Genomic DNA, 24,755 nt, shown 5'->3' with positions numbered 1-24,755 from the left:
CTCAGGCGCTGAGGGCGGCGCGCAACTGCGCTTCGAGCAGTGCGGCATCGAGCGCCTGGCCGATCAGCACCAGGCGGGTGACCCGCGCTTCCCCGGCGCCCCACTGGCGGTCGAAATGCTTGTCGAAACGCGTGCCGACGCCCTGGATCAAAAGGCGCATCGGCTTGTTCGGGATCGCCGCGAAACCCTTGACTCGCAGTACGCCGTGCTGGACCACCAGTTGCGTCAGTGCGTCGAGCAACAGGCTTTCGTCGGCCTGGGGCAATTCGATGGAAATGGAATCGAAGGCGTCATGATCGTGGTCATCATCGTCGCCATCGTGGTGGTGATCGTGATGGCTGTGGCGGCCGTCGATGTGTTCTTCGGAACCGGCCCCCAGGCCGATCAGCACATCCAGCGGCAGGCGACCGCTGCTGGCTTCGATGACCTTGACTGCCGGTGGCAGCTCTTCGGCGACTTCCAGGCGAACTTTGGCCAGGTCTTCTGGGCTGATCAGGTCGGCCTTGTTGAGGATCACCAGGTCGGCGCTCGCCAGTTGGTCGGCGAACAGTTCGTGCAGCGGCGATTCGTGGTCCAGGTTCGGGTCGAGTTTGCGCATGGCATCGACCTGGTCGGGGAAAGCAGCAAAGGTGCCAGCGGCCACGGCCGGGCTGTCGACCACGGTGATCACCGCATCGACGGTGCAGGCGCTGCGGATTTCCGGCCATTGGAAGGCCTGGACCAGCGGCTTGGGCAGGGCCAGGCCAGAGGTTTCGATGAGGATGTGGTCGAGGTCGCCACGCCGGGCCACCAGTTCGCGCATCACCGGGAAGAACTCTTCCTGCACCGTGCAGCACAGGCAGCCGTTGGCCAGTTCATAGACGCGGCCGTTGGCTTCCTCTTCGGTGCAGCCGATGGAGCACTGCTTGAGGATCTCGCCGTCGATGCCCAGCTCGCCGAATTCGTTGACGATCACGGCGATACGGCGGCCCTGGGCGTTGTCGAGCATGTGCCGCAGCAAGGTGGTCTTACCCGAGCCGAGGAAACCGGTGACGATGGTGACAGGGAGTTTGGCCAGTGTTTTCATCGGATGCCCTTTGGCAAGGTGGCGGGCAAACGGGACGACAACCGCTGGCACAGGCGTGCGCGGAAGATTTCGCCACCGGATCACCCCGCCCGGTTGTAGTGAAAAATCTGTCTCGAGGCAGGTCTCCTGGCTGACGGCGGGCCAATCTTTCGACTGGCAATTGCTGCGCCTTCCCGTGCGCCTTGCGTAAAAAGGCATGCACAGTGGCCTTGCAGAAACCTCACCGTTCACAGTTGCGGGGGCAGCCGCGGCTTTGACCGCGTTCCCTTCTTAGCTTCGGCGCAGGCCGAAGAACCTCGAAGGCGCAAGGCTACGCAGGGTGTGGGGGCGGGTCAATCTCCGCAAGTAAGTTCTGCGGTGTCCTTGCTACCGCCATCGCGAGCAAGCTCGCTCCCACATTGGATCTGCATTGGTCTTGAATTTTGGGCCCGGCGCAAATCCTTGTGTGGGAGCGAGCTTGCTCGCGATTGGGCAGCGCAGCGGCCCTCTCTCCGCATTGACGCCCGCCCCCCGCCCATGCTCTCCTGTGCGCCTAGTTACGGGTGCCCTTCACAGGGTGAAACGGGAAACCGGTGAATCGTGTGCTTTACTCCAAGGCCACGTCAGTCCGGTGCTGCCCCCGCAACGGTAAGCGAGCGAAGCGTCTGAACCACTGTGTCCCAGGACATGGGAAGGTGACGCTTGCAGGCCAGGCGCAAGCCCCGCCCCTCGCGAGCCCGGAGACCGGCCCATGACTCATGCATCAACAAACCCGCGGTGGGCGGGCGCTGTTCGAACCTTGGCGGGCTTTCGCCCGGGGTCTCATCGCGCTCGCTTCCCCCGCGGAACAAAATCAGAGGGAAGCGCCATGTCGACCATCAGCAGCACCGCCCGCACCGCCAGCAGCAGCACCACCTTGAGCCAACGCCTGAGCGCCGCGATCCTGGCGTCGATCCTGGGTGCGGGGCTGGTCTATTTCGCTGGCTTTTCCCACATCGAAGCGGTGCACAACGCCGCCCACGACACCCGCCACAGCGCCGCCTTCCCCTGCCATTGAGAACTGACGACATGATCAAGCGTATTGTGCAGACCGCCGGTTTCAGCGGCTTGCTGGCCGCCCTGCTGCTGACCCTGTTGCAGAGTTTCTGGGTATCGCCGCTGATTCTCCAGGCGGAAACCTTCGAGAAGGCTCCGGCGGCCGAGGTCCATGAACATGCCGACGGCGTTGCTCACACTCACGACGCCGAAGCGTGGGAGCCGGAAGATGGCTGGCAGCGCGTGCTGTCCACCACTGGCGGCAACCTGGTGGTCGCCGTGGGGTTTGCCCTGATGCTGGCGGGCTTGTACACCTTGCGCACACCGACGCGCACTGCCCAGGGCCTGCTCTGGGGCCTGGCCGGTTATGCCACGTTTGTCCTGGCGCCGACCCTCGGCCTGCCCCCGGAACTGCCCGGCACCGCGGCGGCCGACCTGGCCCAGCGGCAGATGTGGTGGATCGGCACCGCGGCATCCACGGCGGTGGGCATCGCCCTGGTCGCCTTTGGTCGGCATTGGCTGCTGAAACTGCTGGGCGTGGCGACGTTGCTGGTGCCCCACGTCATCGGAGCGCCGCAACCCGAAGTCCACTCGATGCTGGCGCCCGAAGCACTTGAGAGCCAGTTCAAGATCGCCTCGCAGGTGACCAACGTCGCATTCTGGCTGGCCCTGGGCCTGATCAGCGCCTGGCTGTTTCGCCGTGACGGCCAGGCCCACCACGACGCATGAGCAACAGGCCGATGCTGGTGGTCGGCCTGGGCTGCCAGCGTGGTTGTCCGGCCGGCACGCTGCGGGCCTTGCTCGAACAGACGTTGCGGGCCCATGGCATCGAGCTTCACCAGGTACGAGCCCTGGCCAGTATCGACCTCAAGCGTGACGAGCCCGGGCTGCTGGAACTGGCCGGGCAACTGGCCCTGCCGCTGACCTGCTTCAGTGCCCGACAGTTGGCCGGCTACGAACAACGGCTCAGCCACCGCTCCGAGATCGCTTTCGAGCGAACCGGCTGCTACGGCATCGCCGAAAGCGCCGCCCTGGCCATGGCCGACCAGTTGGGCACGATGGCCGCGACGCTGTTGATTACTCGCCAAACAGGCCCCAAGAGCACGTTGGCATTGGCGGTCGTGGCGTAAATCCCGATAATCGTCGCCCAGGATCATGAGCGATCTTCATCTGGCGGCGCTCACCCACCTTTCACAGGAGCCGGTCATGACCGTGTACTTCATCGGCGCCGGCCCCGGCGACCCGGACCTCATCACAGTCAAAGGCCAGCGATTGATCCGCCAATGCGCGGTGATCATCTACGCCGGCTCGCTGGTGCCGACCGCCGTTCTTGAAGGCCATCGCGCCGAGCAGGTGATCAACAGCGCCGAGTTGCATCTGGAACAAATCATCGAATTGATCAGGAACGCCCATTCCAAGGGCCAGGACGTGGCCCGGGTGCATTCTGGCGATCCAAGCCTGTACGGCGCCATCGGCGAGCAGATTCGTTGCCTGCGGGAACTGGACATTCCTTTCGAGATCATCCCGGGCGTGACTGCAACCTCAGCCTGCGCCGCCCTGCTGGGCGCCGAACTGACCCTGCCGGACATCTCCCAGAGCCTGATCCTCACCCGTTACGCCGATAAATCCCCGATGCCCGCTGGGGAGGAACTGGGCAGCCTGGCGCAGCACGGGGCGACCATGGCGATTCACCTGGGGGTCAACCACCTGGAAAAAATCGTCAGCGAACTGCTGCCCCACTACGGCGCCGACTGCCCGATTGCGGTGATCCACCGGGCGACGTGGCCGGATCAGGATTGGGTGATGGGGACGCTGGCAGATATTGCCGAGAAGGTGCAGGCCAAGGGTTTCCGCCGAACGGCGCTGATCCTGGTGGGAAGGGTGCTGGGCAATGATGTGTTCAGCGCGTCGTCGCTGTACCGCGCCGGGCATGCGCATCTCTATCGGCCCTGACACAATCGGCAGAGCCAACTTGGGAACCCCTGTGGGCACAGGCTGACGACTGAAACTAGTGTGGCGAGGGAGCTTGCTCCCTCGCCACACGCCGTTTCTTTCTATCCGCAGCGAACACCTATCAGTAGTAGGCGTTTTCTTTCTGCGTGTGGTCGGTCACGTCGCGTACGCCCTTGAGCTCCGGGATACGCTCGAGCAAGGTGCGCTCGATGCCTTCCTTCAAGGTCACGTCCGCCTGGCCGCAGCCCTGGCAGCCGCCGCCGAACTGGAGCACGGCGATGCCGTCTTCCACCACGTCGATCAACGAAACCTGGCCGCCGTGGCTGGCCAACCCCGGGTTGATCTCGGTTTGCAGGTAATAATTGATACGCTCGTTGACCGGGCTGTCGGCATTGACCATCGGCACCTTGGCGTTCGGTGCCTTGATGGTCAGCTGGCCGCCCATGCGGTCGGTGGCGTAATCGACGACCGCATCGTCCAGGAAGGCTTCGCTGAACGAGTCGATGTACGCGGTGAAGCTCTTGAGCCCCAACGCGGTGTCTTCGGGTTTTTCTTCCCCCGGCTTGCAGTAGGCAATGCACGTCTCTGCGTACTGGGTGCCGGGCTGGGTGATGAAGATGCGGATTCCGATGCCTGGGGTGTTCTGCTTGGACAGCAGGTCGGCCAGGTAATCGTGGGCGGCATCGGTAATGGTAATAGCGGTCATGGAAACTCCTCGCAGGCTTGCCGGCAGTTTACGCCAATCATCGCGCCGGACAAAGTCCTAGTATTTTTGTCAGGAAAGCATCCGACGGCACGGAGTTTGCCGCCGGACCTGTCGATCAGAGGTTCTGGTAGCGATTCATATCGAGCACACCGCTTTCCACAGGCTCCGTCTCCTGGATGTACTGGCTCAGGTCATGGAAGTAATGCCAGAACTGCGGATGACTGCGACGAATGCCCCAGCGATCGACGATCCGCTCGAACGCCGGCGCATCCTGGGCACTTTCCATTGCCTCGACGAACGCCGGCACTTGCCCGGCCGGAATGTTGAACATGAAGTTCGGATAGCTGCTGAGCACGCCCGGGTAGACCGTGAGCGTGTCCAGCCCCGGCTGGTAGCGCGCCTCCTCGCCCAGCAGGAACGCCACGTTGCTGTGGGCGCGGTTGCGCAACAGGCTGTAGACCTCTCGGTGACCGCTGGCGGTTTCGATGCGCAGCAGGGTCGCTTCCGGAAGTTGGTCGATTACCTTGAGCCCCGCCGCCGGGCGCGACACCAGTCGGCTGAGGGCCTGCTCGGCGTTTTGCAGTGTCGAATCGATGTTCGGGCGCGAGCAGTAGGCCCCGTCGCAACGGTTGATCGGATCGGGGTGCGCATTCAGATCGCCATAACGGGCCAGCAACTGCTGGGTGAAATCACGCTTGGGGTCACGTTCGTCAAGCTTGAGAGCGGTCGGTTTGTCATCGTCGATGGCCTCGTAATCGAGCCACATCTTGAATTTGCCGCCGGCCTGGTACCAGTCGTCAAGGTAGCCCTCCCGGGAGTCGGCCGGCATCAGGCGCAGGAAGTTCTGCTCCGCCCCATTGCGGATCAAATCGAAATACAGCCGGGTCTGGGCCTGGTGGGACACGTTGCCGAACACATCGAAATTCACCGCCAACTGATAATAGGTACGCTCCAGCAACGGGAAGTCGAACAACCACATCGTCTGCGGCACCTCCCCGATCAGCCCCTTGGTGACCGAAGCACTGTCGAAATGCCGGAAAATGCTCAGCAGTGCGTTGTCGTTGCCCGCCCACAGCGTCGACCAGCTCGGCGCCGGCAACTCGGCATAGCTGTCACGGCGCAGGGCTTCGTACTCGTTGCGTTTGTCGCGATAGTCGATCCACAGGCTGACGACGCTGCCCACATCGTCGTTCTGCCCCGGCATTGCCAGCAGCGGCGTGGCCTGGCCTCGGTAGTTCGGGTCTGTAATGTACAGGTCATGTTCGGGGGCCTGGAACAGTGCCCAGAAATTGTCGCGAATCACGTCCGTGGCAATCTGGCCCCGGCACACCGGCCCACGAATGAACGTACGCACGAAATACTCGGCGTTATCGAGCATGAACTGGTAGCGAGCCTGGGCCGGGATCGCTTCGAAGGTGGAAAACGGGTTGGCCCGGCGCTCCGGACCGTAGCCCGGCAATGCGGTAACCTGCCATTTGCCGCTGTAGAACAGACTTTTGATCCGCGCCATCTTCGCCGCGCTCAAGCCATAGGTGATATGGGTCTTGTGCACGATCACCCCTTGCACCGGCCAGAGCCGGTAATAGACGCGAGTGCCGGGATCGTCGTTCGGACGGCGGGTGTTGATCAGGTCAATGGGTTGGCCGGTGGGCGTGCGCGAACGCACCCACTGGAAGAAATGCCCCGGCTCGCCGCCCTTGAAATAGATGTGCGCCAGGAACCAGTGTTCGAACAACCAGCGGCCCACCAGGCTTTCCCGGGCGCCAGGGGCATTGAGCAGGTTCTCCCACTGCACCACCTGCAAGGCTTCGGCGGCGCTGGGTGCCAGGGCTTGCTGGTCGATCGGGGCACCGGCGGCCAGCCAGCGTTGCAGGGTCTGGTATTGCTGCTCGGTCAGGCCGGTGACCGCCAAAGGCATGCCTTCCCTGGGATGAGCACCTGCATATTCGTCGAATTGACCCGGCATCGCGCAACTGTTGTCACGTTCGAGGCCCAGGACGATGTCTTCCGGCAGCTTGGCGTTGGGCTGCAACGGCGTGCGGTGACCCAACTCCAGCATGCGCGCCATCAGCGCAGCCTGGCTGCCCTGGGCGTCAAGCACTGAGTAGAAGCCCTTGCGCTGCCAGGCGCGTGGGCCGGAGGCGTCATAGAACAAGCGGGTCGGATCGGCCGCCTGGCGCCGCTCGCCGTCATACACCGACAGCTTGCTCGCCCCCCGCGCCGCGCCTTCGCCACTGCCCAGGTTCAACTGGCAAGCGGAGTCGTAGCAGGCATGACAAGCCACGCATTTTTCCGTGAAAATCGGTTGGATGTCGCGGGTGTAGGAGATCGCGGGAGCGGGACTCCCGGCGGCTGCGGTAAAACACAACAGCAGCAACAGACTGCCGAATAAGACGCGGTACGGCATGTCTCGGGTCCCTAAGAGATAATCCGCCGATTCTACCGGGCCAGCATCGCCTTGCAAACATGAGCGATATTCATGCAAAAGCCCCTCATGATCAAATCCTGCGCAGGTTTGCTATCATCCCGACCTTCGTAATGGTCTTTTTTTCCAGGTAGTCCTATGTCTGATCGCAGCGCTCGCCTTTATCTTCTCCAGCAAGCCCTCAAGGAACGCATCCTGATCCTCGACGGCGGCATGGGCACGATGATCCAGAGCTACAAGCTGGAAGAACAGGACTACCGCGGCAAGCGTTTCGCCGACTGGCCGAGCGACGTCAAGGGCAACAACGATTTGCTGGTGCTCAGCCGTCCCGACGTGATCGGTGCCATTGAAAAAGCCTACCTGGATGCCGGCGCCGACATCCTGGAAACCAACACCTTCAACGCCACCCAGGTGTCCCAGGCCGACTACGGCATGCAGGGCCTGGCCTACGAGCTGAACCTGGAGGGCGCGCGCCTGGCTCGCCAGGTAGCCGACGCCAAGACCCTGGAGACCCCGGACAAGCCGCGCTTCGTCGCTGGCGTGCTCGGCCCGACCAGCCGCACCTGCTCGCTGTCGCCGGATGTGAACAATCCCGGCTACCGCAACGTGACCTTCGACGAACTGGTGGAAAACTACACCGAGGCCACCAAGGGCCTGATCGAAGGCGGCGCCGACCTGATCCTGATCGAAACCATTTTCGACACGCTGAACGCCAAGGCGGCGATCTTCGCCGTGCAAGGGGTCTACGAAGAACTGGGCGTCGAACTGCCGATCATGATTTCCGGCACCATCACCGACGCCTCCGGCCGCACCCTCTCCGGCCAGACAACCGAAGCCTTCTGGAACTCGGTGGCCCACGCCAAGCCGATCTCCGTGGGCCTGAACTGCGCCCTCGGCGCCAGCGAACTGCGCCCCTACCTGGAGGAGCTGTCGAACAAGGCCAGCACCCACGTATCGGCTCACCCCAACGCCGGCCTGCCCAACGAATTCGGCGAATACGACGAACTGCCGGCCGAGACGGCCAAAGTCATCGAAGAGTTTGCCCAGAGCGGCTTCCTGAACATCGTCGGCGGCTGCTGCGGCACCACCCCGGCGCACATCGAAGCCATCGCCAAGGTCGTGGCCGGCTATGCGCCGCGGCAGATTCCGGAGATTCCCCGGGCTTGCCGCCTGTCGGGCCTGGAACCGTTCACCATCGACCGCAGCTCGCTGTTCGTCAACGTCGGCGAGCGGACCAACATCACCGGCTCCGCCAAGTTCGCCCGGCTGATCCGCGAGGACAACTACACCGAAGCCCTGGAAGTGGCCCTGCAACAGGTCGAGGCCGGCGCCCAGGTGATCGACATCAACATGGACGAGGGCATGCTCGATTCGAAGAAGGCCATGGTGACCTTCCTCAACCTGATTGCCGGCGAACCGGACATCTCCCGGGTGCCGATCATGATCGACTCCTCCAAGTGGGAAGTGATCGAAGCCGGCCTCAAGTGCATCCAGGGCAAGGGCATCGTCAACTCCATCAGCATGAAGGAAGGCGTCGAGCAGTTCATCCACCACGCCAAGCTGTGCAAGCGCTACGGCGCCGCCGTGGTGGTGATGGCCTTCGACGAAGCCGGCCAGGCCGACACCGAGGCGCGCAAGAAGGAAATCTGCAAGCGCTCCTACGACATCCTGGTCAATGAAGTGGGCTTTCCGCCGGAAGACATCATCTTCGACCCGAACATCTTCGCCGTCGCCACCGGTATCGAAGAGCACAACAACTATGCCGTGGACTTCATCAACGCCTGCGCCTACATCCGCGATGAACTGCCGTACGCGCTGACCTCCGGCGGGGTGTCCAACGTGTCGTTCTCGTTCCGCGGCAACAACCCGGTGCGCGAGGCGATCCACTCGGTGTTCCTGTTGTATGCGATTCGCGCGGGCCTGACCATGGGCATCGTCAACGCCGGCCAACTGGAGATCTACGACCAGATCCCGGTGGAACTGCGCGACGCCGTGGAAGACGTGATCCTCAACCGTACCCCCGAAGGCACCGACGCCCTGCTCGCCATCGCCGACAAGTACAAGGGTGACGGCAGCGTCAAGGAAGCGGAAACCGAAGAGTGGCGCGGTTGGGAAGTGAACAAGCGTCTGGAGCATGCACTGGTCAAGGGCATCACCACCCACATCGTTGAAGACACCGAAGAATCGCGACTATCGTTCGCCCGGCCGATCGAGGTCATCGAAGGCCCGCTGATGGCCGGCATGAACATCGTCGGCGACCTGTTTGGCGCCGGCAAAATGTTCCTGCCCCAAGTGGTCAAGTCCGCCCGCGTGATGAAGCAGGCCGTGGCCCACTTGATTCCGTTCATAGAGGCGGAAAAAGGCGACAAGCCGGAGGCCAAGGGCAAGATCCTGATGGCCACGGTCAAGGGCGACGTCCATGACATCGGCAAGAACATCGTTGGCGTGGTGCTGGGTTGCAACGGCTATGACATCGTCGACCTGGGCGTGATGGTGCCGGCGGAGAAGATCCTGCAGGTGGCCAAGGAGCAGAAATGCGACATCATCGGCCTGTCCGGGCTGATCACCCCGTCCCTGGATGAAATGGTGCATGTGGCGCGCGAGATGCAGCGCCAGGACTTCCACCTGCCGCTGATGATCGGCGGCGCCACCACCTCCAAGGCCCACACGGCGGTGAAGATCGAACCCAAGTACAGCAACGACGCGGTGATCTACGTCACCGACGCCTCCCGTGCCGTGGGCGTGGCGACCCAGTTGCTGTCCAAGGAGCTCAAGCCGGCGTTCGTCGAGAAAACCCGCCAGGACTACATCGACGTGCGCGAGCGCACTTCCAACCGTAGCGCCCGTACCGAGCGCCTGAGCTACCCTGCCGCCGTGGCCAAGAAACCACAGTTCGACTGGAGCAGCTACCAGCCGGTCAAGCCGACCTTCACCGGCGCCAAGGTGCTGGACAACATCGACCTGAACGTCCTGGCCGAATACATCGACTGGACGCCGTTCTTCATCTCCTGGGACCTGGCCGGCAAGTACCCGCGCATCCTCACCGACGAAGTGGTCGGCGAAGCCGCCACCGCGCTGTACGCCGATGCCCGGGCGATGCTGCGCAAGCTGATCGACGAAAAACTCATCAGCGCCCGCGCCGTGTTCGGCTTCTGGCCGGCCAACCAGGTGCATGACGACGACCTGGAAGTCTATGGCGACGATGGCAAGCCACTGGCGCGCCTGCATCACTTGCGCCAGCAGATCATCAAGACCGACGGCAAGCCGAACTTTTCCCTGGCCGACTTCGTCGCACCCAAGGACAGCGGCGTGACCGACTACGTCGGCGGCTTCATCACCACCGCCGGCATCGGCGCCGAAGAAGTCGCCAAGGCTTACCAAGAGGCCGGCGACGACTACAACTCGATCATGGTCAAGGCCCTGGCCGACCGCTTGGCCGAAGCGTGTGCCGAATGGTTGCACCAGCAGGTGCGCAAGGAACATTGGGGGTATGCCAAGGACGAAAGCCTGGACAACGAGGCGCTGATCAAGGAGCAATACACCGGTATCCGCCCCGCTCCCGGCTACCCGGCCTGCCCGGACCATACCGAGAAGGCCACCCTGTTCCATCTGCTCGATCCCCAGGCCAGTGAAATGAAAGCGGGGCGTAGCGGCGTGTTCCTCACCGAACACTACGCCATGTTCCCGGCGGCAGCGGTCAGCGGCTGGTATTTCGCCCATCCCCAGGCGCAGTACTTTGCGGTGGGTAAGATCGATAAGGATCAGGTGCAGAGTTATACCGCACGCAAGGGTCAGGAGTTGAGTGTGACGGAGCGCTGGTTGGCGCCGAACCTGGGTTACGACAACTAAGTCCGCAGCTATTGGCTATGCTCTCCACATACGACCTTGTGTATGGAGAGCATCATGGACGAACCGACCGAAAATAAGGCGCCCACCCTCTGGCAAATGCTCCACAGCATTGGAGCGGCGGCCTTCGGCGTGCAAAGTGGAAAAAACCGCGCCCGCGACTTCACCCATGGCAAGCCGAGCCACTTCATCATCCTCGGCATCCTGTTTACGGTGATTTTCGGGTTGACGTTGTATGGGATCGTCAATCTGGTGTTGTACTTTGCGGGCGTATAGAACGCATCTGCACAGTGTGGAACCAGGTCTCTTTCGAACCGAAACAGTCCTATTGCCCGTCTCGCCAGCCTCGATCTGAGTCGCTCTAGCGCCGCCCCAGTGCATCGAGCGAAAACGCGTAGGGCTCGCCATCCGGATGGGACACCAGGCTGAAGCGCTTGAAATCCAGGCGATAGTCCTTGGCAGGATTCATGTTCAGCCACGCTCGAGCGCGGGCCGGATCGAGCGATTGCATCAGGTCGATCTGCTGGTTATAGCCGCCATGACGCGCGAGGTCGGTGCCCATTGCGTGATCATGGAGTAGCACCATGGCCCACCCTCCCAAGCTGAAGTGCCCGGTGAACAGCACGCTCAAACGCCCGTCGATACGGGCCTGGAGCGCCGCCCTGGAACTGTTCATGGCGCTGAACAACACATCCTTGCCCGGCTGGCGACCCGCCTCCTCGAACGCCTGCATGGCGCCCAGGGCCATTTCATCGTTGGCCGACCAGACCAGCGCGGTCTGCGGATAGCGCTTGACCAACTGGCTCGCCTGCTCATGAGCCCGTTCGCGATTCCACTCGCCATAGACCAACTGGCGCAGATGCACTTGCGGGTGCTCGGCCAGCGCCCGGAGCAGGCCTTTCTCGCGCAGTTGCGCCGAAGGGGTGAGCTTCTTCCCGGAAAAAGCCAGCAAATCGAGCGTCTGCCCAGGTGCCAGCGGCCCATGCTGGCGCAACAGCTCGGTGAGCATCAGGTAGCCACTGCGCTCGTCGTCGGGCACCAGGCTGCCAAGCAGTTCGGGAGGCGGCGCGCCCTGCTGTGCCAGCAGGCGGGTCTGGTCGCTGGTCAGCGTGTTGTTGACCAGGAACAGCTTGATCCCGCTGCCCTGGGCCAATTGCAGGATGCGCGGGGCAACATACTGTTCGTTGACCAGCACCAGGTAGTCCGGACGGTCAACCGACGTGATGACGTCTTGAGCCTGGCGGATCATGCGCTCGGGATCGCGCTCGCCGTACTCCACACGCAGGCGCAAACCCAAGCCATTAGCCGCGGCCTGCATGAACTCGCTATAGCTGACCCAGAACGTCTCGGTCGAACGCCCCGGATTGAGGAACACCACCGAAATCGCAGCCCTGGCCTGGGCTGAAGGAGAGACAGTGCCAGCGGCCTGCACTGGCAACCAGAATGACAGGCATAACAACGCTACCAGCCTGCAGATAAGCTTAAACATCCCGCCTGCCCCGAATAATACGCCACCCAGTATAACGACCCAGGTGGCGAACGGGCACCTGAACTTGGGCCCTTCATGGGTGCAACGGTTCGAGCGTTATTGATGACTGACCCAGAACACCGCGGTGCCCACCACCAGGATAATCAGGAACAAAATGGCCCAGGCATCAACGGTACTGTCGCTTTTCCTTGCTTTGGTCGGATTGCTCATTGCATCGCCTCTTGTCGGTTTTGTAGGTGATTGCATAGGGACTCGACCACAGTTAAGACGATGATTGCCCGCACGACAAATGTGGGTTAGGCAATAATCAATCTCATTAGTCGATTTGGTTCTTTACATATACTCAAACATCACTTTTGCGCATAACTCAAAACAGGTATCTTGCACCGGCTCCTCTAGGAGTGCGCGGCCGTGCGCGCAGAATTGCCGAGGCAGAACCCGATTCCAGCGAGCCAACATGCAGCTGTTTCTGATCGGCCCAAGCCTGAGACCGAGACTTATATGTACGTATATGACGAGTACGATCAGCGAATCATCGAGGACCGCGTCAAGCAGTTCCGTGATCAGACCCGACGCTATCTGGCAGGCGAGCTGAGCGAAGAAGAATTCCGCCCTCTGCGCCTGCAGAATGGCCTGTATATCCAGCGCTTCGCCCCGATGCTGCGCGTGGCTGTGCCTTATGGCCAGCTGACGTCGCGCCAGGTGCGCAAGCTGGCGCAGATCGCCCGCGACTATGACAAGGGCTATGCCCACATCAGTACCCGGCAGAACGTCCAGTACAACTGGCCGGCCCTGGAAGATGTGCCCGAGATCCTCGCCGAACTGGCCACCGTGCAGATGCATGCGATCCAGACCAGCGGCAACTGCCTGCGCAATGTCACCACCGACCAGTTCGCCGGTGTCGCGGCCGACGAGTTGATCGACCCGCGGCCGTGGTGCGAGATCGTTCGCCAGTGGACGACGTTCCACCCGGAATTCGCCTACCTGCCGCGCAAGTTCAAGATTGCCATCAACGGCTCGACCTCGGACCGTGCGGCCATCGAAGTCCACGACATCGGCCTGGAGACGGTCTACAACGCGGCCGGCGAGCTGGGCTTCCGCGTGCTGGTGGGCGGCGGCCTGGGGCGTACCCCGGTGGTCGGCGCATTCATCAACGAGTTCCTGCCGTGGCAGGACCTGCTGAGCTACCTCGACGCCATCCTGCGGGTGTACAACCGCTACGGCCGTCGCGATAACAAGTACAAGGCGCGGATCAAGATCCTGGTCAAGGCCCTGACACCTGAAGTGTTCGCCGAGAAGGTCGAAGCCGAGATGGCTCACCTGCGCGGCGGCCAGACCACCCTGACCGAAGCCGAAGTCCATCGCGTCGCCAAGCATTTCGTCGATCCAGACTACAAGGCCCTGAGCAATCAGGAAGCTGAGCTGTCTGCCCTGGACAAGGAACATCCTGGCTTCGCCCGCTGGCGCACCCGCAACACCCTGGCCCACAAGAAGCCGGGTTATGTCGCCGTGACCTTGTCCCTGAAACCGACCGGCGTCGCGCCGGGCGACATCACCGACAAGCAACTGGACGCCGTGGCCGACCTGGCCGAGCGCTACAGCTTCGGTCAACTGCGCACCTCCCACGAGCAGAACATCATCCTGGCGGACGTTGAACAGAGCCAGTTGTTCACCTTGTGGGGCGAGCTGCGCGAACAAGGTTTCGCCACGCCGAACATCGGCCTGCTGACCGACATGATCTGCTGCCCGGGCGGCGACTTCTGCTCCCTGGCCAACGCCAAGTCGATCCCTATCGCCGAATCGATCCAGCGTCGTTTCGACGATCTGGATTACCTGTTCGACATCGGCGAGCTGGACCTGAACATTTCCGGCTGCATGAACGCCTGTGGTCACCACCACGTCGGCCACATCGGCATCCTGGGCGTGGACAAGAAAGGCGAAGAGTTCTACCAGGTTTCCCTGGGCGGCAGCGGTAGCCGCGACGCCAGCCTGGGCAAGATCCTCGGCCCGTCGTTTGCCCAGGATGACATGCCTGACGTGATCGAGAAGCTGATCGACGTGTACATCGAGCAACGTACCGAAGACGAACGCTTCATCGACACTTACCAACGTATCGGCATCGACCTCTTCAAGGAACGCGTCTATGCAGCGAATCATTAAGAACAACGAGGTCATCGACGAAACCTGGCACCTGCTGCCAAAGGACGCGACCCTCGATGGCATCTCCAACTGCGACGACCTGATCGTGCCGCTGGCCCTGTGGCGCGATCACGCCCACGCCCTCAAGGCCCGCGACGGCGGCCTGGGTGTGTGGCTGGACGCCGACGAGGAAGCCGAGGAAATTGGTGATGATGCCAACCAGTTGCAGGTCATTGCCCTGAACTTCCCGGCCTTCACCGACGGGCGCAGCTACTCCAACGCCCGCCTGCTGCGTGACCGTTATGGCTTCAAGGGTGAACTGCGGGCCATTGGCGACGTGCTGCGCGACCAGTTGTTCTACATGCGCCGCTGCGGCTTCGACGCCTTTGCCTTGCGTGCAGACAAAGACCCCTACGAAGCCCTCGAAAGCCTCAAGGACTTCTCGGTGACCTACCAGGCTGCCACTGACGAGCCGCTGCCGCTGTTTCGTCGTCGCTGAAACAGCCCCATGAAAAAGCCCTGAGCCGGTTGTACCGGTTCAGGGCTTTTTTGTTGCTGAATGATCGATGCCCAGCTCAGCCCCCGCCCCCCTGTGGGAGCGGGCTTGCTCGCGAAAGCGTCAGGTCAGCCAGCATCCATGTTGACTGATACACCGCTATCGCGAGCAAGCTCGCTCCCACAAGGGATTTGTGGTGGACGCATATCCCGCAATCACCCGGGATCAAACTGTGGGAGCGAGCTTGCTCGCGAAGGCGTCAGGTCAGCCAGCAGCAATGTTGACTGATACACCGCTATCGCGAGCAAGCTCGATCCCACAAGGGACTTGTGGTGGACGCATATCCCGCAATCACCCGGGATTAAACTGTGGGAGCGAGCTTGCTCGCGAAGGCGTCAGGTCAGCCAGCAGCAATGTTGACTGATACACCGCTATCGCAAGCAAGCGCTCCCACAGGGGGATTGACGGTTCCGCCCCAAAGTTACCAGAACCGCTGCTGGGTCAGGCGGCTCCACCAATTGAGCAGCACGCGATCCACCGAACCGCTGGCCGCCATGCCGATCCGTTCCTGCAGGCTTTTGCGTTCGGCGTAGTGCAGGTGGTACAGCTCGGCACCCTTGGCGCGTTCGGCCAGGTATTCATCGCTGGTTTTCAGCTCGTCCACCAAGCCCTTGCCCTGCGCCGCGACACCCAGCCAGACCTCACCGGTCGCCACTTCATCAATGGCCAGTTGCGGGCGGTAGTTGGACACGAAGTTCTTGAACAGTTCATGGGTGATGTCCAGGTCCTCCTGGAATTTCTCCCGGCCCTTCTCGGTATTTTCGCCGAACACCGTCAACGTGCGTTTGTATTCGCCGGCCGTCAACACTTCGAAATCGATGTCATGTTTCTTCAGCAGCCGGTTGACGTTGGGCAATTGCGCGACGACGCCGATGGAACCCAGGATCGCGAAGGGAGCGCTGATGATCTTCTCGCCGATGCACGCCATCATGTAGCCACCGCTGGCCGCGACCTTGTCAATGCAGACCGTCAACGGCACGCCGGCCTGACGGATCCGAGCCAGTTGCGACGAAGCCAGGCCGTAGCTGTGGACCATGCCGCCGCCACTTTCCAGGCGCAGCACCACTTCATCCTTCGGCGTCGCCAGGGTCAGCAGCGCGGTGATTTCATGACGCAGGCTCTCGGTGGCCGAGGCCTTGATATCACCGTCGAAGTCCAGCACGAACACCCGGGGCTTGGTCGCCGGCTTGTCCTTGTTTTTCTTCCCGGCCTTTTCAGCCTTGCCTTCGGCCTTGCGCAAAGCCTTGAGCTGATCCTTGTCCAGAAGCGTCTGTTCCAGGCGCTCGCGCAGCCCCTTGTAGAAATCGTTGAGTTTGCTCACCTGCAACTGGCCGGCCGACTTGCGCCGCCCCTTGCTGCGCAGTGCAGCAAAACTGGCCAGCACCACCAGGATGGCGATCACCAGCGTCACGGTCTTAGCCAGGAAACCGGCGTATTCGATGAAAAACTCCACAGCAACTCCTTAAATGCAATGCGCCACTGAACGCAGGCGCGTGACAGCCCCAGCATACCCATGCGCCTGCGTCGCGACCAGCCAAGAAACCTATGGTTACCTTGACGCGAGCGAGCCAGGACAAGGCCGCAACGGACATTTCAAACAAGCGTATGTTTTTTCATTGACAGCTCACCGCCATCCCCATAACCTCGCCAAACCTTCAACGTACCGGGATGACGCGGACGTGGGCAGTATCTACCTGATTCGACATGGCCAGGCCTCCTTTGGTGCGGACGACTACGATGTCCTCTCGCCCAACGGCGTACGCCAGGCGCAAGTGCTCGGCGACCACCTCGCCGAGCTCGGTGTCGTATTCGATCGCTGCCTCTCGGGTGACCTGCGTCGCCAACAGGATACCGCCGTCGGTGCACTGGGCCAGATGTCTGCCGCCGGCATGCCGGTTCCCGAGCTGGAAATCGACACCGCGTTCAACGAGTTCGATGCCGACGCGGTCATTCGTGCCCTGCTGCCGGACATGCTCCCCCAGGAACCCGAGGCGCTGCATATCCTGCGTAACGCCGCGCAGAACCGCGCCGAATTCCAGCGCATCTTCGCACTGATCGTCGAACGCTGGCTCAGCGGCCAGTATGACCCGCCGGGCCTGGAAAGCTGGCTGGGTTTTGTCGAGCGGGTCCAGGCGGGCCTGCACCGCATCCTGGAGCAAGCCGACAACACCCATAAAATCGCCGTGTTCACCTCCGGCGGCACCATCACCGCCCTGCTCCACCTGATCACCCGGATACCGGCCCGACAGGCCTTCGAACTGAACTGGCAAATCGTCAACACCTCGCTCAACCACCTGAAATTCAGGGGCCGCGAGGTGGCCCTGGCTTCCTTCAACAGCCATGCCCACCTGCAACTGTTGAAGGCCCCGGACCTCATCACCTTTCGCTGAGTCCGGATTACTTGTAGACCCTTGCTGTACCACCCAAATAAGGATCGAAACCATGACCTCCGTAGCCGACGCCGTACAAGCCATGAAAGCCAAGTTCAACCCAGCCGCCGCTGCCGGCCTGGACCTGGTATTCGGTTTCCGCATCGACGACACCAAGAATTTCTCGCTGGTCGTCAAGGACAGCACCTGCGAACTGCAGGAAGGTGAAAACCCGGACGCCCAGGTGACCCTGGTGATGGACGGCGAAACCCTGCAAGGCATCGTCGACGGCAGCACCGACGGCATGCAAGCGTTCATGAGCGGCAAGCTGCGCACCGAAGGCGACATGATGCTGGCCATGAAACTGTCCGAGCTGTTCCCAGGCTGAGACTGCGCTCGCGTTCTTCGCGAGCCCTTGATTGCAAACGAATCCCGCCCCCGTGGCGGGATTCGTGTTTCTGCCCTCCGCTGATTCTGCCTTGCACTCATAACCTTGATCCCTGTCAGTTGTCGCGCCTCCCCCAGCCGCTAACGTAGCGCTTCCATCAAGCCAGGGACGGCACATCGGGAGCCGGCGCCTGCTCATCTCACGGAAGAGAGACTCATGCCCACACTGAAGATCATTTTGCTGTCGAGTGCCTTCAACGGCCTGACCCAACGCGTCTGGCTGGACTTGCGCGAGGCTGGCTATCGTCCCAGCGTCGTGTTGTTCACCGATCCTGCCTCGGTCTGCCGGCAAATCGAAGAAAGCGGCGCCCACCTGGTGATCTGCCCGTTTCTCAAGGACCGTGTACCCGAGCAGTTATGGCGCAATCCGCGGCGCCCGGTGGTGATCATTCATCCCGGAATTGTCGGCGACCGCGGCGCCAGCGCCCTGGACTGGGCGATCACTCGGCAGCCCGAACGCTGGGGCGTCACGGCATTGCAGGCGGCAGAGGAGATGGACGCCGGGCCGGTCTGGGCCACTTGCGAATTCGACCTGCCCCAAGGCCTGCGCAAATCCGAGCTGTATAACGGCCCGGTCAGCGACGCAGCCATTCGTTGCATCCGCGAGGTCGTGGAGAAGCACCTCGATGGTTTCATACCGGTGCCACTGGACTATGGCCGTCATGACGTGGTCGGACGCCTGCAACCGAACATGACCCAGGCCCATCGCACCTTCAGCTGGCACGACAGCAGCGCTTTCATCAAACGCCGCATCGACGCCGCCGACGGTCAACCCGGCGTACTCGCGAGCCTGGCCGGCGAACAGTTTTACCTGTACGACGCCCATCCGGACGTTCGCCACGGCCTGCCCGGCGAACTGCTGGCCGTGCGTGACGATGCGGTGTTGGTGGCGACAGGGGATACAAGCCTGTGGATCGGCGCCCTGCGCCGCAAGCCGCAGCCCGGCGACCAGACCTTCAAGCGTCCGGCGCGCCATGTTTTGTCGAACCGCCTCGAAGGCGTCCCGGTGCTCGACGGTTCCCTGGCCCGCCAGCCGTTCAGCGATGAGTCTTATCAGCCCATTCGCTACCGGGAATGCGGCCATGTGGGAGAGCTGACGTTCGAGTTCTACAACGGGGCGATGAGCACTGAGCAATGCCAACGGCTGGTGGCGGCATTGCGCTGGGCCAAGTCCCGCGACACCCAGGTGCTGTTGATCCGCGGCGGGCGCGGCAGCTTTTCCAACGGCGTGCACCTGAACGTTATCCAGGCCGCCGCCGCACCCGGCCTGGAGGCCTGGGCCAACATACAGGCTATCGATGACGTTTGCCTTGAGTTGTTCAGCGCACGGCAACTGGTGGTCAGCGGTCTGACGGGGAACGCCGGGGCCGGCGGTGTAATGTTGGCTCTGGCGGCCGATATCGTGCTGGCGCGCCGTGACATCGTGCTCAACCCGCACTACGCGACCATGGGCCTGTACGGCTCTGAATACTGGACCTACAGCCTGCCCCGCGCGGTCGGGCCGGACATGGCCTGGAAACTCACCCAGGACTGCCTGCCGATCAGCGCCCTCCAGGCGTTGCGCTACGGCATGGTCCAGGAGATCGGACCACGTTGCCCCGACGAGTTCGGCCTGTGGCTGCTGCAACGAGCCAACAGTGCGCTGCTCGATCCGAACTATGAAAGCATCCGGGTTCGCAAGGCCGAGCGGAGCTTGTCAGCGATCCAGGCGTGCCGCGATGGTGAGCTCGTGCAGATGCGACATGACATGGTGGACAATCGCCACGGCTTCGCCGACAAGTGCCGTGGTTTCGTCTTCAAGCACAAGGCCTGCCGCACACCAGAACGCCTGGTCGCCCCTTGGGCGCGAACAGCACAGGTCCAAGCCGTCCAATAATGTCCGGTATCGGCGAGGCGCGGCAGCTCTTACAATGCCCGCTTCCCCCGTATCGGCCTGAACATGGACATCGATCTCGCCCGCACCTTCCTGGAAATCGTCCGCCACGGCAGCCTCGCTGCAGCGGCCGAAAAGCTGCACGTGACCCAGACCGCGATCACCGCCCGGGTCCAGAAGCTCGAAAGCCAGCTTGGCTGCGCGCTGTTCGTACGCAACCGTGCCGGCGCGCGCTTGACCAGCGACGGCGAGGCGTTCGTGGTCTACGCCAACCAGCTCGTGCAGACCTGGGAAGCGGCCCGTCGGGACCTGCCACTGCCCGAAGGCTATCGCAACGTCTTGCACCTGGGGGGCGAGGTCAGCCTGTGCAATCCCTTGATGCTCGCCTGGGCCGGCGAGCTGCGCCAGAAAATTCCCGGCCACGCCCTGCGCATGGACATCCGCGACGGCGAGAAACTGCTGCAACAGCTGGAGCTGGGCCTGCTGGACGCGGCAGTGGTGTATCAGCCCGAATACTGGCCGCGCCTGCAGGTAGAACAGCTGCTGGAAGAGAAACTCATCCTCGTACGCCTGGCCGCCCGTCCCGAGCCCTACGTGTACATCGACTGGAGTGCTGACTTCCGGCGCCAACACGACACCGCGCTACCGGACAAGGCCAAGGCTGCCGTGACCTTCAACCTCGGCCCCCTGGCCCTGCAGTACATCCTGGAAAACGGTGGCAGCGGCTACTTCCGCACCCGAGTCGTGCAGAGCTACCTGGACAGCGGCATCCTGGAACGGGTGCCCAAGGCACCGGAATTCAACTACCCCACCTACCTGGTCTACTCCCGCGATCGGGATTCGGCGGCGTTGCAGCAGGCATTCGAGGTGTTGCGAGAGATCGTCAAGACCGGCAGCGACTGGTCGCAGCGCTGGGATCCACTGACCTGACAATGGGTGAGGCAAGACTTGCCTGGATGAGGACCTGTCGTGACGAGGGAGCTGGCTCCCGCTCGAGTGCGTAGCGCTCGCAAAATCCGGGAGCCGCTGCGCAGCCAGCGGGAGCAAGCCACTCCCTCGTCACAAAAGCCCTTCGCAATACGAAGGGCCCTCACAGGCTCGGTCCTGGGGCTACCGCTGCATCTGAGCCACGATCTTGTCCTTGACCAGTAATCGCTTCTTCTTGAGCGTCTCCAAAGCATCGTCGGACAACGCGCCGGAGGACGGTTTCTCGGCTTCGACCACCTCGGCATCAAGTTGGGAGTATTTTTGAAGTAACGAGTCGAGCCTTGGATTCTCGCTGCGTTTTTGCTGGATATGGTCTTTTGTGCATTTGAGATCCTGGCACAAATCGTGGGACACCGGCATGGAACACCTCCTTCGATGGGTCGGTGGCAGACGCCCTTGCGGCGCCCGTCGATTATCAGGATGGCCTCCTGGACGGGGTTCTGTCGACCGCCAATCCGACCAGCGGTGACCGTTCGTCGTACCGGATCGCTTGGCGATCAAACCTTTGCCGGTACGTCGCCCTCCATTGAACAGAGACGACAAGAATCGCTCGTTCAACTTGTGTGGAGACTTACCTATGGACAGATTCACCCTGCGTCAACTCGGCCTGGCAGTTGCCCTGAGTACCAGCATGGGCATGGCATGGGCCGCGACTTCCAACGACTTTGTCGACAACGCGGCGGCCGGTGGAATTGCAGAAATCGAGACCAGCAAACTGGCCTTGGAAAAAAGCCAATCGGCGGACATCAAGGCATTCGCCAACAAGATGATCACCGACCACACCAAGGCCAACGAAGAGCTGAAAGCCCTGGCGCAAAAGCATGACATCGAGGTACCCGACGACACCACGTTGATGAAAAAAGCCAAGGCGAAGATTCTCGACGTGCGCGATGAGTCTTTTGATGCGGCCTATGCCAACAACCAGGTCAAGGCCCACGAAGAAACCATCGCCCTGTTCAAGAAAGAAGCCGAAACCGTTACCGACGACAAGAAGGCTGGCAATACCGAACTCAAGGCGTTCGCCCAGAAAATGCTGCCAGACCTGCAACATCACCTGGAAGCCGCCAAGAAACTCCAGGCTGCGCATCCAAGCAAGTAGAGCGAGGCACGAAAAAAGCCCGGCGCTTGGGTCGGGTACTGCTCACTTAAAGAAAAACGGCGCCTCCCTTGGAAGGGAAACGCCGTTTTTTTCGAAGCGCCCCCCTGTGGGAGCGAGCGTGCTCGCGATATCGGTGGTTCAGTCACAGTGATGTCGAATTTGCCACAGTCATCGCGAGCAAGCTCGCTCCCACAACGAATCGGTGTCGCGCATCCTTGATGGGCTAGCCACCATCAGTGTCGATATCAGCGTCGGTATCCTCGCCAGATTTCGGCCGATCCGGATCAGGCTTGAAGCCGGGACTGAAGGTGTTGTCATTGTCCTGATGGTGGTGCTTCTGATCGACCTCAGTGGCGGCGCTGTCGGCCTGGTCTGTTCCGGCAGGGTCGACTGGCCGGGCGCTCGCAGGCTTGTCCGGGACTTGGGGATCGATGGCCGGATCGTTACGGGGGGACGGCGTCTGCGCCTGGCCTTGTTGCTGGGTGTTTGCGGGATCGTCGTTCATAGGCACCTCGTTCATGGCAGGGCCGGATGGATGACCGGTCTTGAACATTCGAAGGTGACGCGACGGCTTCGGTTCCATTTGTTTGCAGCTGCCTGCAGCGCCGCGATCAGCCGCCCAGCACACTCCTTACCATCCGGGTCAGCGCGTCCGGGCCGTAGGGTTTGCTCAACAAATGGGTATCGGGGCTCAGCTGATGATTCCGGGAGATGATGTCCCGGGTGTGCCCCGAGGTGAATAGCACCGGGACCGGCGGTTTCTGCATCTTGGCCCAGGCGGCCAGGTCGGAACTCTTGATCAGGCCGGGCATGACGACGTCGGTGAAGATCAGGTCGACCGAGATGCCTTCCAGCAGCAGCTTCATCGCCTCATCACCGTTGGCGGCCGTGAGGGTCCGATAACCGGACTGTTCCAGCAGTTCCACCGAGGCGCTGCGCACCTCGTCGTTGTCCTCCACCACCAGGATCGTCTCTTGCCTGCCGGACTGAAGCACGTCGTGTTGCTCGGCTTCGCCCGCTTCGGGCGCAAGGCTTCGAGGGAAATACATCCGTACTCGCGTGCCCTCGCCCAGATCGCTGGAGATCTCGATATGGCCGCCACTCTGCTTGACGAACCCGAACACCATGCTCAACCCCAGCCCGGTGCCCTGGCCATCGATCTTGGTGGTAAAAAACGGTTCGAACACGTGCTGCAGGACATCGGGCGGCATGCCGGCACCGCGATCGATCACCGACAGCCGGACATAGTCGCCGGCCGGGATCCCCCTGCCGGCACAGAACGCTTCATCGAGCCCGATGTTCTCGCCGATCAGGCGAATGGTGCCCTCGCCACCCATGGCGTCACGCGCATTGATCGCCAGGTTCAACAAGGCATTTTCCAGTTGATTGCGATCGACATGAATGCACCAGGGCGCATGGGGCAGGCTCACTTCAATGTGGATGGTTTCGCCCAAGGCCCGTTGCAGTAATTCACCCATGCCCTCGTAGATGCGCCGAGGGTTGTAGACCGCCGGTGACAAGGGCTGGCGCCGGGCAAAGGCCAGCAGTTGCGATGACAACTTGGCCCCCCGCTCCACGGCTTCGATGGCGGCACTGACCCGCCGTTGCACATTGACGTTGTCCCGTTCGTGGCGGGCCAGCAAGTGCAGGTTGCCAGCGATCACCTGCAGCAAATTGTTGAAGTCGTGGGCCACGCCACCGGTAAGGCCGCCAATGGCCTCGAGCTTCTGCGACTGGCGCAACTGCTCTTCCGCCGCCAACCTCGCCTGCACCTCGGTGGTGACGCGCTGCTCCAGGTCGCGGGTGAATTTGAGCAGGGACGCTTCGGCCGCCTTGCGCTCGTTGATATCAATCAGCACCCCCGGAAAACGCAGGGGCTTGCCCGTCCCATCGAACTCACATCGACCGCTGGCCAGCACCCAGCGATAGTGACCGTCGAGGCGACGAACCCGATACTCAGCGCTGTAAGGCACGCCGGTGCGCACGGTCAGTTCGACCCGCTGGTTGACCTCGTCAAGGTCCTCCGGGTGGATGCCCCGACGGGCAATCTCGATCGGCAGTGCCTCCAGCGAACAGTCGGGTGGGTAGTTGAAGGTACGGGCAAAACGCTCATCGCCCGACAGCGTGTCGGCCTGGATGTCCCAGACGAACGACCCCAGCAAGGGCCCGGCCGAAAGCGCCAGCTGGATGCGCTCATTGACCGCGCGGTAACTGCGCTCCGCCTCTTGCCGGGCACGCTCGGTCAATACGAGCTCCGTGGTTTCCACCACAATCGCCAACACGCCCGCCGGGGACTGGTCATCATCGGGCACCGGGCTGTAGTAGAGGTCCATCCACACGTCTTCAGGCTTGCCATCGCGCAACAGGACCAACTCTTTGCTGCGGTAGGACAAGGTGCCGCCAGCCAGGCAGACGTCCAGTACATGGCGATTGAATTCGGCGACCTCCGGCCAACCCAACTCCACTGCGCACCCCAGCAGGTAAGGATGGCGGCCACCGGCGAACTCGGCATAGGCATCGTTGTAGATCATGAAGCCCTGGCGGCCCCACAACATCACCATCGGCAGGGGCGAAGCCAGCAACAACTGGACGGCACTGCGCAGGCTGGCGGACCAGTGCTCGATGGCGCCCAACTCGGTCCGGCTCCAATCGAACGCCCGGATACGCCCGGCCATCTCACCGCCCCAGCCAGGGCAGCCGTGATTCTGGGATAAAAACGCCATGGTCGACTCTGAACCTCAAAATGCCTGCTGGGGATCGCCCACACAAATCCCTTGCGATCAGAG

The 24,755-nt window shown here is 62.1% G+C and carries 21 protein-coding genes and 2 riboswitches; of the genes, 13 read left to right on the top strand and 8 right to left on the bottom strand.

The genetic code is table 11. The annotated features are described in order from the left end of the window. Nucleotide 1: 1 nt before the first annotated feature. On the bottom strand, nucleotides 2-1,066 hold the full coding sequence (cobW, locus tag ACMTA2_RS12230) for a cobalamin biosynthesis protein CobW (RefSeq protein ID WP_413795051.1): 1,065 nt from the start codon (nucleotides 1,064-1,066) through the stop codon (nucleotides 2-4). A gap of 99 nt (nucleotides 1,067-1,165) precedes the next feature. After that, nucleotides 1,166-1,380: riboswitch (cobalamin riboswitch) on the bottom strand. A 209-nt stretch (nucleotides 1,381-1,589) separates the two neighbouring features. Next, nucleotides 1,590-1,812, top strand: a riboswitch (cobalamin riboswitch). Nucleotides 1,813-1,913: 101 nt separating this feature from the next. Here cobW and ACMTA2_RS12225 point away from each other — a divergent pair. From ACMTA2_RS12225 to cobM, 4 genes are all read left to right on the top strand, one after another. Beyond that, entirely contained in the window at nucleotides 1,914-2,102 is a 189-nt protein-coding gene (locus ACMTA2_RS12225) for a CbtB domain-containing protein (protein WP_413795050.1), read from the top strand. A gap of 11 nt (nucleotides 2,103-2,113) precedes the next feature. Beyond that, nucleotides 2,114-2,809 carry a CbtA family protein gene (locus ACMTA2_RS12220; protein WP_413795049.1) on the top strand — a complete coding sequence of 232 codons (696 nt, stop codon included), beginning with the start codon at nucleotides 2,114-2,116 and terminating at the stop codon, nucleotides 2,807-2,809. Beyond that, nucleotides 2,806-3,210, top strand: a complete 405-nt coding sequence (locus ACMTA2_RS12215; protein ID WP_413795048.1) for a cobalamin biosynthesis protein — start codon at nucleotides 2,806-2,808, stop codon at nucleotides 3,208-3,210. The genes ACMTA2_RS12220 and ACMTA2_RS12215 overlap by 4 nt, the downstream gene beginning before the upstream one ends. A 76-nt stretch (nucleotides 3,211-3,286) precedes the next feature. Continuing rightward, nucleotides 3,287-4,033, top strand: coding sequence for a precorrin-4 C(11)-methyltransferase (cobM, locus tag ACMTA2_RS12210; protein WP_413795047.1), 747 nt, complete (start codon nucleotides 3,287-3,289; stop codon nucleotides 4,031-4,033). 121 nt (nucleotides 4,034-4,154) lie between these two features. On the opposite strand, the gene nfuA is transcribed toward cobM, so the two are convergent. Together nfuA and ACMTA2_RS12200 are read right to left on the bottom strand one after the other, a co-directional pair. Beyond that, nucleotides 4,155-4,739 (bottom strand): Fe-S biogenesis protein NfuA, encoded by a 585-nt coding sequence (nfuA, locus tag ACMTA2_RS12205; RefSeq protein ID WP_003182850.1) that lies wholly within the window; start codon nucleotides 4,737-4,739, stop codon nucleotides 4,155-4,157. A 115-nt stretch (nucleotides 4,740-4,854) separates the two neighbouring features. After that, nucleotides 4,855-7,146: a fatty acid cis/trans isomerase gene (locus ACMTA2_RS12200; RefSeq protein WP_413795046.1), complete on the bottom strand. Its 2,292-nt coding sequence runs from the start codon at nucleotides 7,144-7,146 to the stop codon at nucleotides 4,855-4,857. 156 nt (nucleotides 7,147-7,302) lie between these two features. Here ACMTA2_RS12200 and metH point away from each other — a divergent pair, with 156 nt between their 5' ends. Continuing rightward, the gene (gene metH / locus ACMTA2_RS12195; RefSeq protein ID WP_413795045.1) at nucleotides 7,303-11,013 is read left to right on the top strand and encodes a methionine synthase; all 3,711 of its coding nucleotides are present in this window, start codon (nucleotides 7,303-7,305) and stop codon (nucleotides 11,011-11,013) included. Between the two features lie 54 nt (nucleotides 11,014-11,067). Beyond that, nucleotides 11,068-11,286: a DUF2970 domain-containing protein gene (locus ACMTA2_RS12190; protein ID WP_413795044.1), complete on the top strand. Its 219-nt coding sequence runs from the start codon at nucleotides 11,068-11,070 to the stop codon at nucleotides 11,284-11,286. An 85-nt stretch (nucleotides 11,287-11,371) separates the two neighbouring features. On the opposite strand, the gene ACMTA2_RS12185 is transcribed toward ACMTA2_RS12190, so the two are convergent. After that, complete coding sequence (locus ACMTA2_RS12185; protein ID WP_413795043.1) at nucleotides 11,372-12,499, bottom strand: ABC transporter substrate-binding protein; 1,128 nt, start codon at nucleotides 12,497-12,499, stop codon at nucleotides 11,372-11,374. A gap of 501 nt (nucleotides 12,500-13,000) precedes the next feature. Here ACMTA2_RS12185 and ACMTA2_RS12180 point away from each other — a divergent pair. After that, entirely contained in the window at nucleotides 13,001-14,659 is a 1,659-nt protein-coding gene (locus ACMTA2_RS12180; RefSeq protein ID WP_413795042.1) for a nitrite/sulfite reductase, read from the top strand. Continuing rightward, nucleotides 14,643-15,137, top strand: a complete 495-nt coding sequence (locus ACMTA2_RS12175) for a DUF934 domain-containing protein (protein WP_042728924.1) — start codon at nucleotides 14,643-14,645, stop codon at nucleotides 15,135-15,137. The genes ACMTA2_RS12180 and ACMTA2_RS12175 overlap by 17 nt, the downstream gene beginning before the upstream one ends. A 478-nt stretch (nucleotides 15,138-15,615) precedes the next feature. Here ACMTA2_RS12175 and sohB read toward each other — a convergent pair whose 3' ends face one another. Next, the gene (sohB, locus tag ACMTA2_RS12170) at nucleotides 15,616-16,647 is read right to left on the bottom strand and encodes a protease SohB (protein WP_413795041.1); all 1,032 of its coding nucleotides are present in this window, start codon (nucleotides 16,645-16,647) and stop codon (nucleotides 15,616-15,618) included. Between the two features lie 226 nt (nucleotides 16,648-16,873). Here sohB and ACMTA2_RS12165 point away from each other — a divergent pair, with 226 nt between their 5' ends. The 4 genes from ACMTA2_RS12165 (at nucleotide 16,874) to ACMTA2_RS12150 (ending at nucleotide 20,813) form a co-directional block, all read left to right on the top strand. Beyond that, nucleotides 16,874-17,584: a histidine phosphatase family protein gene (locus tag ACMTA2_RS12165; RefSeq protein WP_413795040.1), complete on the top strand. Its 711-nt coding sequence runs from the start codon at nucleotides 16,874-16,876 to the stop codon at nucleotides 17,582-17,584. A gap of 52 nt (nucleotides 17,585-17,636) precedes the next feature. Beyond that, complete coding sequence (locus ACMTA2_RS12160) at nucleotides 17,637-17,951, top strand: SCP2 sterol-binding domain-containing protein (protein WP_214509083.1); 315 nt, start codon at nucleotides 17,637-17,639, stop codon at nucleotides 17,949-17,951. A 216-nt stretch (nucleotides 17,952-18,167) separates the two neighbouring features. After that, nucleotides 18,168-19,886, top strand: coding sequence for a hydrogenase maturation protein (locus tag ACMTA2_RS12155; protein WP_413795039.1), 1,719 nt, complete (start codon nucleotides 18,168-18,170; stop codon nucleotides 19,884-19,886). Between the two features lie 63 nt (nucleotides 19,887-19,949). Further along, complete coding sequence (locus ACMTA2_RS12150; RefSeq protein WP_003200177.1) at nucleotides 19,950-20,813, top strand: LysR family transcriptional regulator; 864 nt, start codon at nucleotides 19,950-19,952, stop codon at nucleotides 20,811-20,813. Nucleotides 20,814-20,993: 180 nt separating this feature from the next. Here ACMTA2_RS12150 and ACMTA2_RS12145 read toward each other — a convergent pair whose 3' ends face one another. Next, nucleotides 20,994-21,230 carry an HP1242/YdcH family protein gene (locus ACMTA2_RS12145; protein WP_413795038.1) on the bottom strand — a complete coding sequence of 79 codons (237 nt, stop codon included), beginning with the start codon at nucleotides 21,228-21,230 and terminating at the stop codon, nucleotides 20,994-20,996. Between the two features lie 217 nt (nucleotides 21,231-21,447). Between ACMTA2_RS12145 and ACMTA2_RS12140 the strand changes: the two genes are divergently transcribed. Next, a complete protein-coding gene (locus ACMTA2_RS12140) occupies nucleotides 21,448-21,969 on the top strand; it encodes a DUF4142 domain-containing protein (RefSeq protein WP_413795037.1) in 522 nt (173 codons plus the stop codon). A 223-nt stretch (nucleotides 21,970-22,192) separates the two neighbouring features. Here the strand turns inward: ACMTA2_RS12140 and ACMTA2_RS12135 are convergent, their stop codons facing one another. Together ACMTA2_RS12135 and ACMTA2_RS12130 are read right to left on the bottom strand one after the other, a co-directional pair. Beyond that, nucleotides 22,193-22,474 carry a hypothetical protein gene (locus ACMTA2_RS12135; protein ID WP_413795036.1) on the bottom strand — a complete coding sequence of 94 codons (282 nt, stop codon included), beginning with the start codon at nucleotides 22,472-22,474 and terminating at the stop codon, nucleotides 22,193-22,195. A 106-nt stretch (nucleotides 22,475-22,580) separates the two neighbouring features. Then, complete coding sequence (locus ACMTA2_RS12130; RefSeq protein WP_413795035.1) at nucleotides 22,581-24,692, bottom strand: ATP-binding protein; 2,112 nt, start codon at nucleotides 24,690-24,692, stop codon at nucleotides 22,581-22,583. Nucleotides 24,693-24,755: the final 63 nt, after the last annotated feature.

The sequence above is a fragment of the Pseudomonas medicaginis genome (genome assembly GCF_965119365.1).
GTDB lineage: Bacteria > Pseudomonadota > Gammaproteobacteria > Pseudomonadales > Pseudomonadaceae > Aquipseudomonas.
The sequence above is the reverse complement of the archived record's forward strand: the minus strand, read 5'-3'. Positions and strand labels throughout refer to the sequence as shown.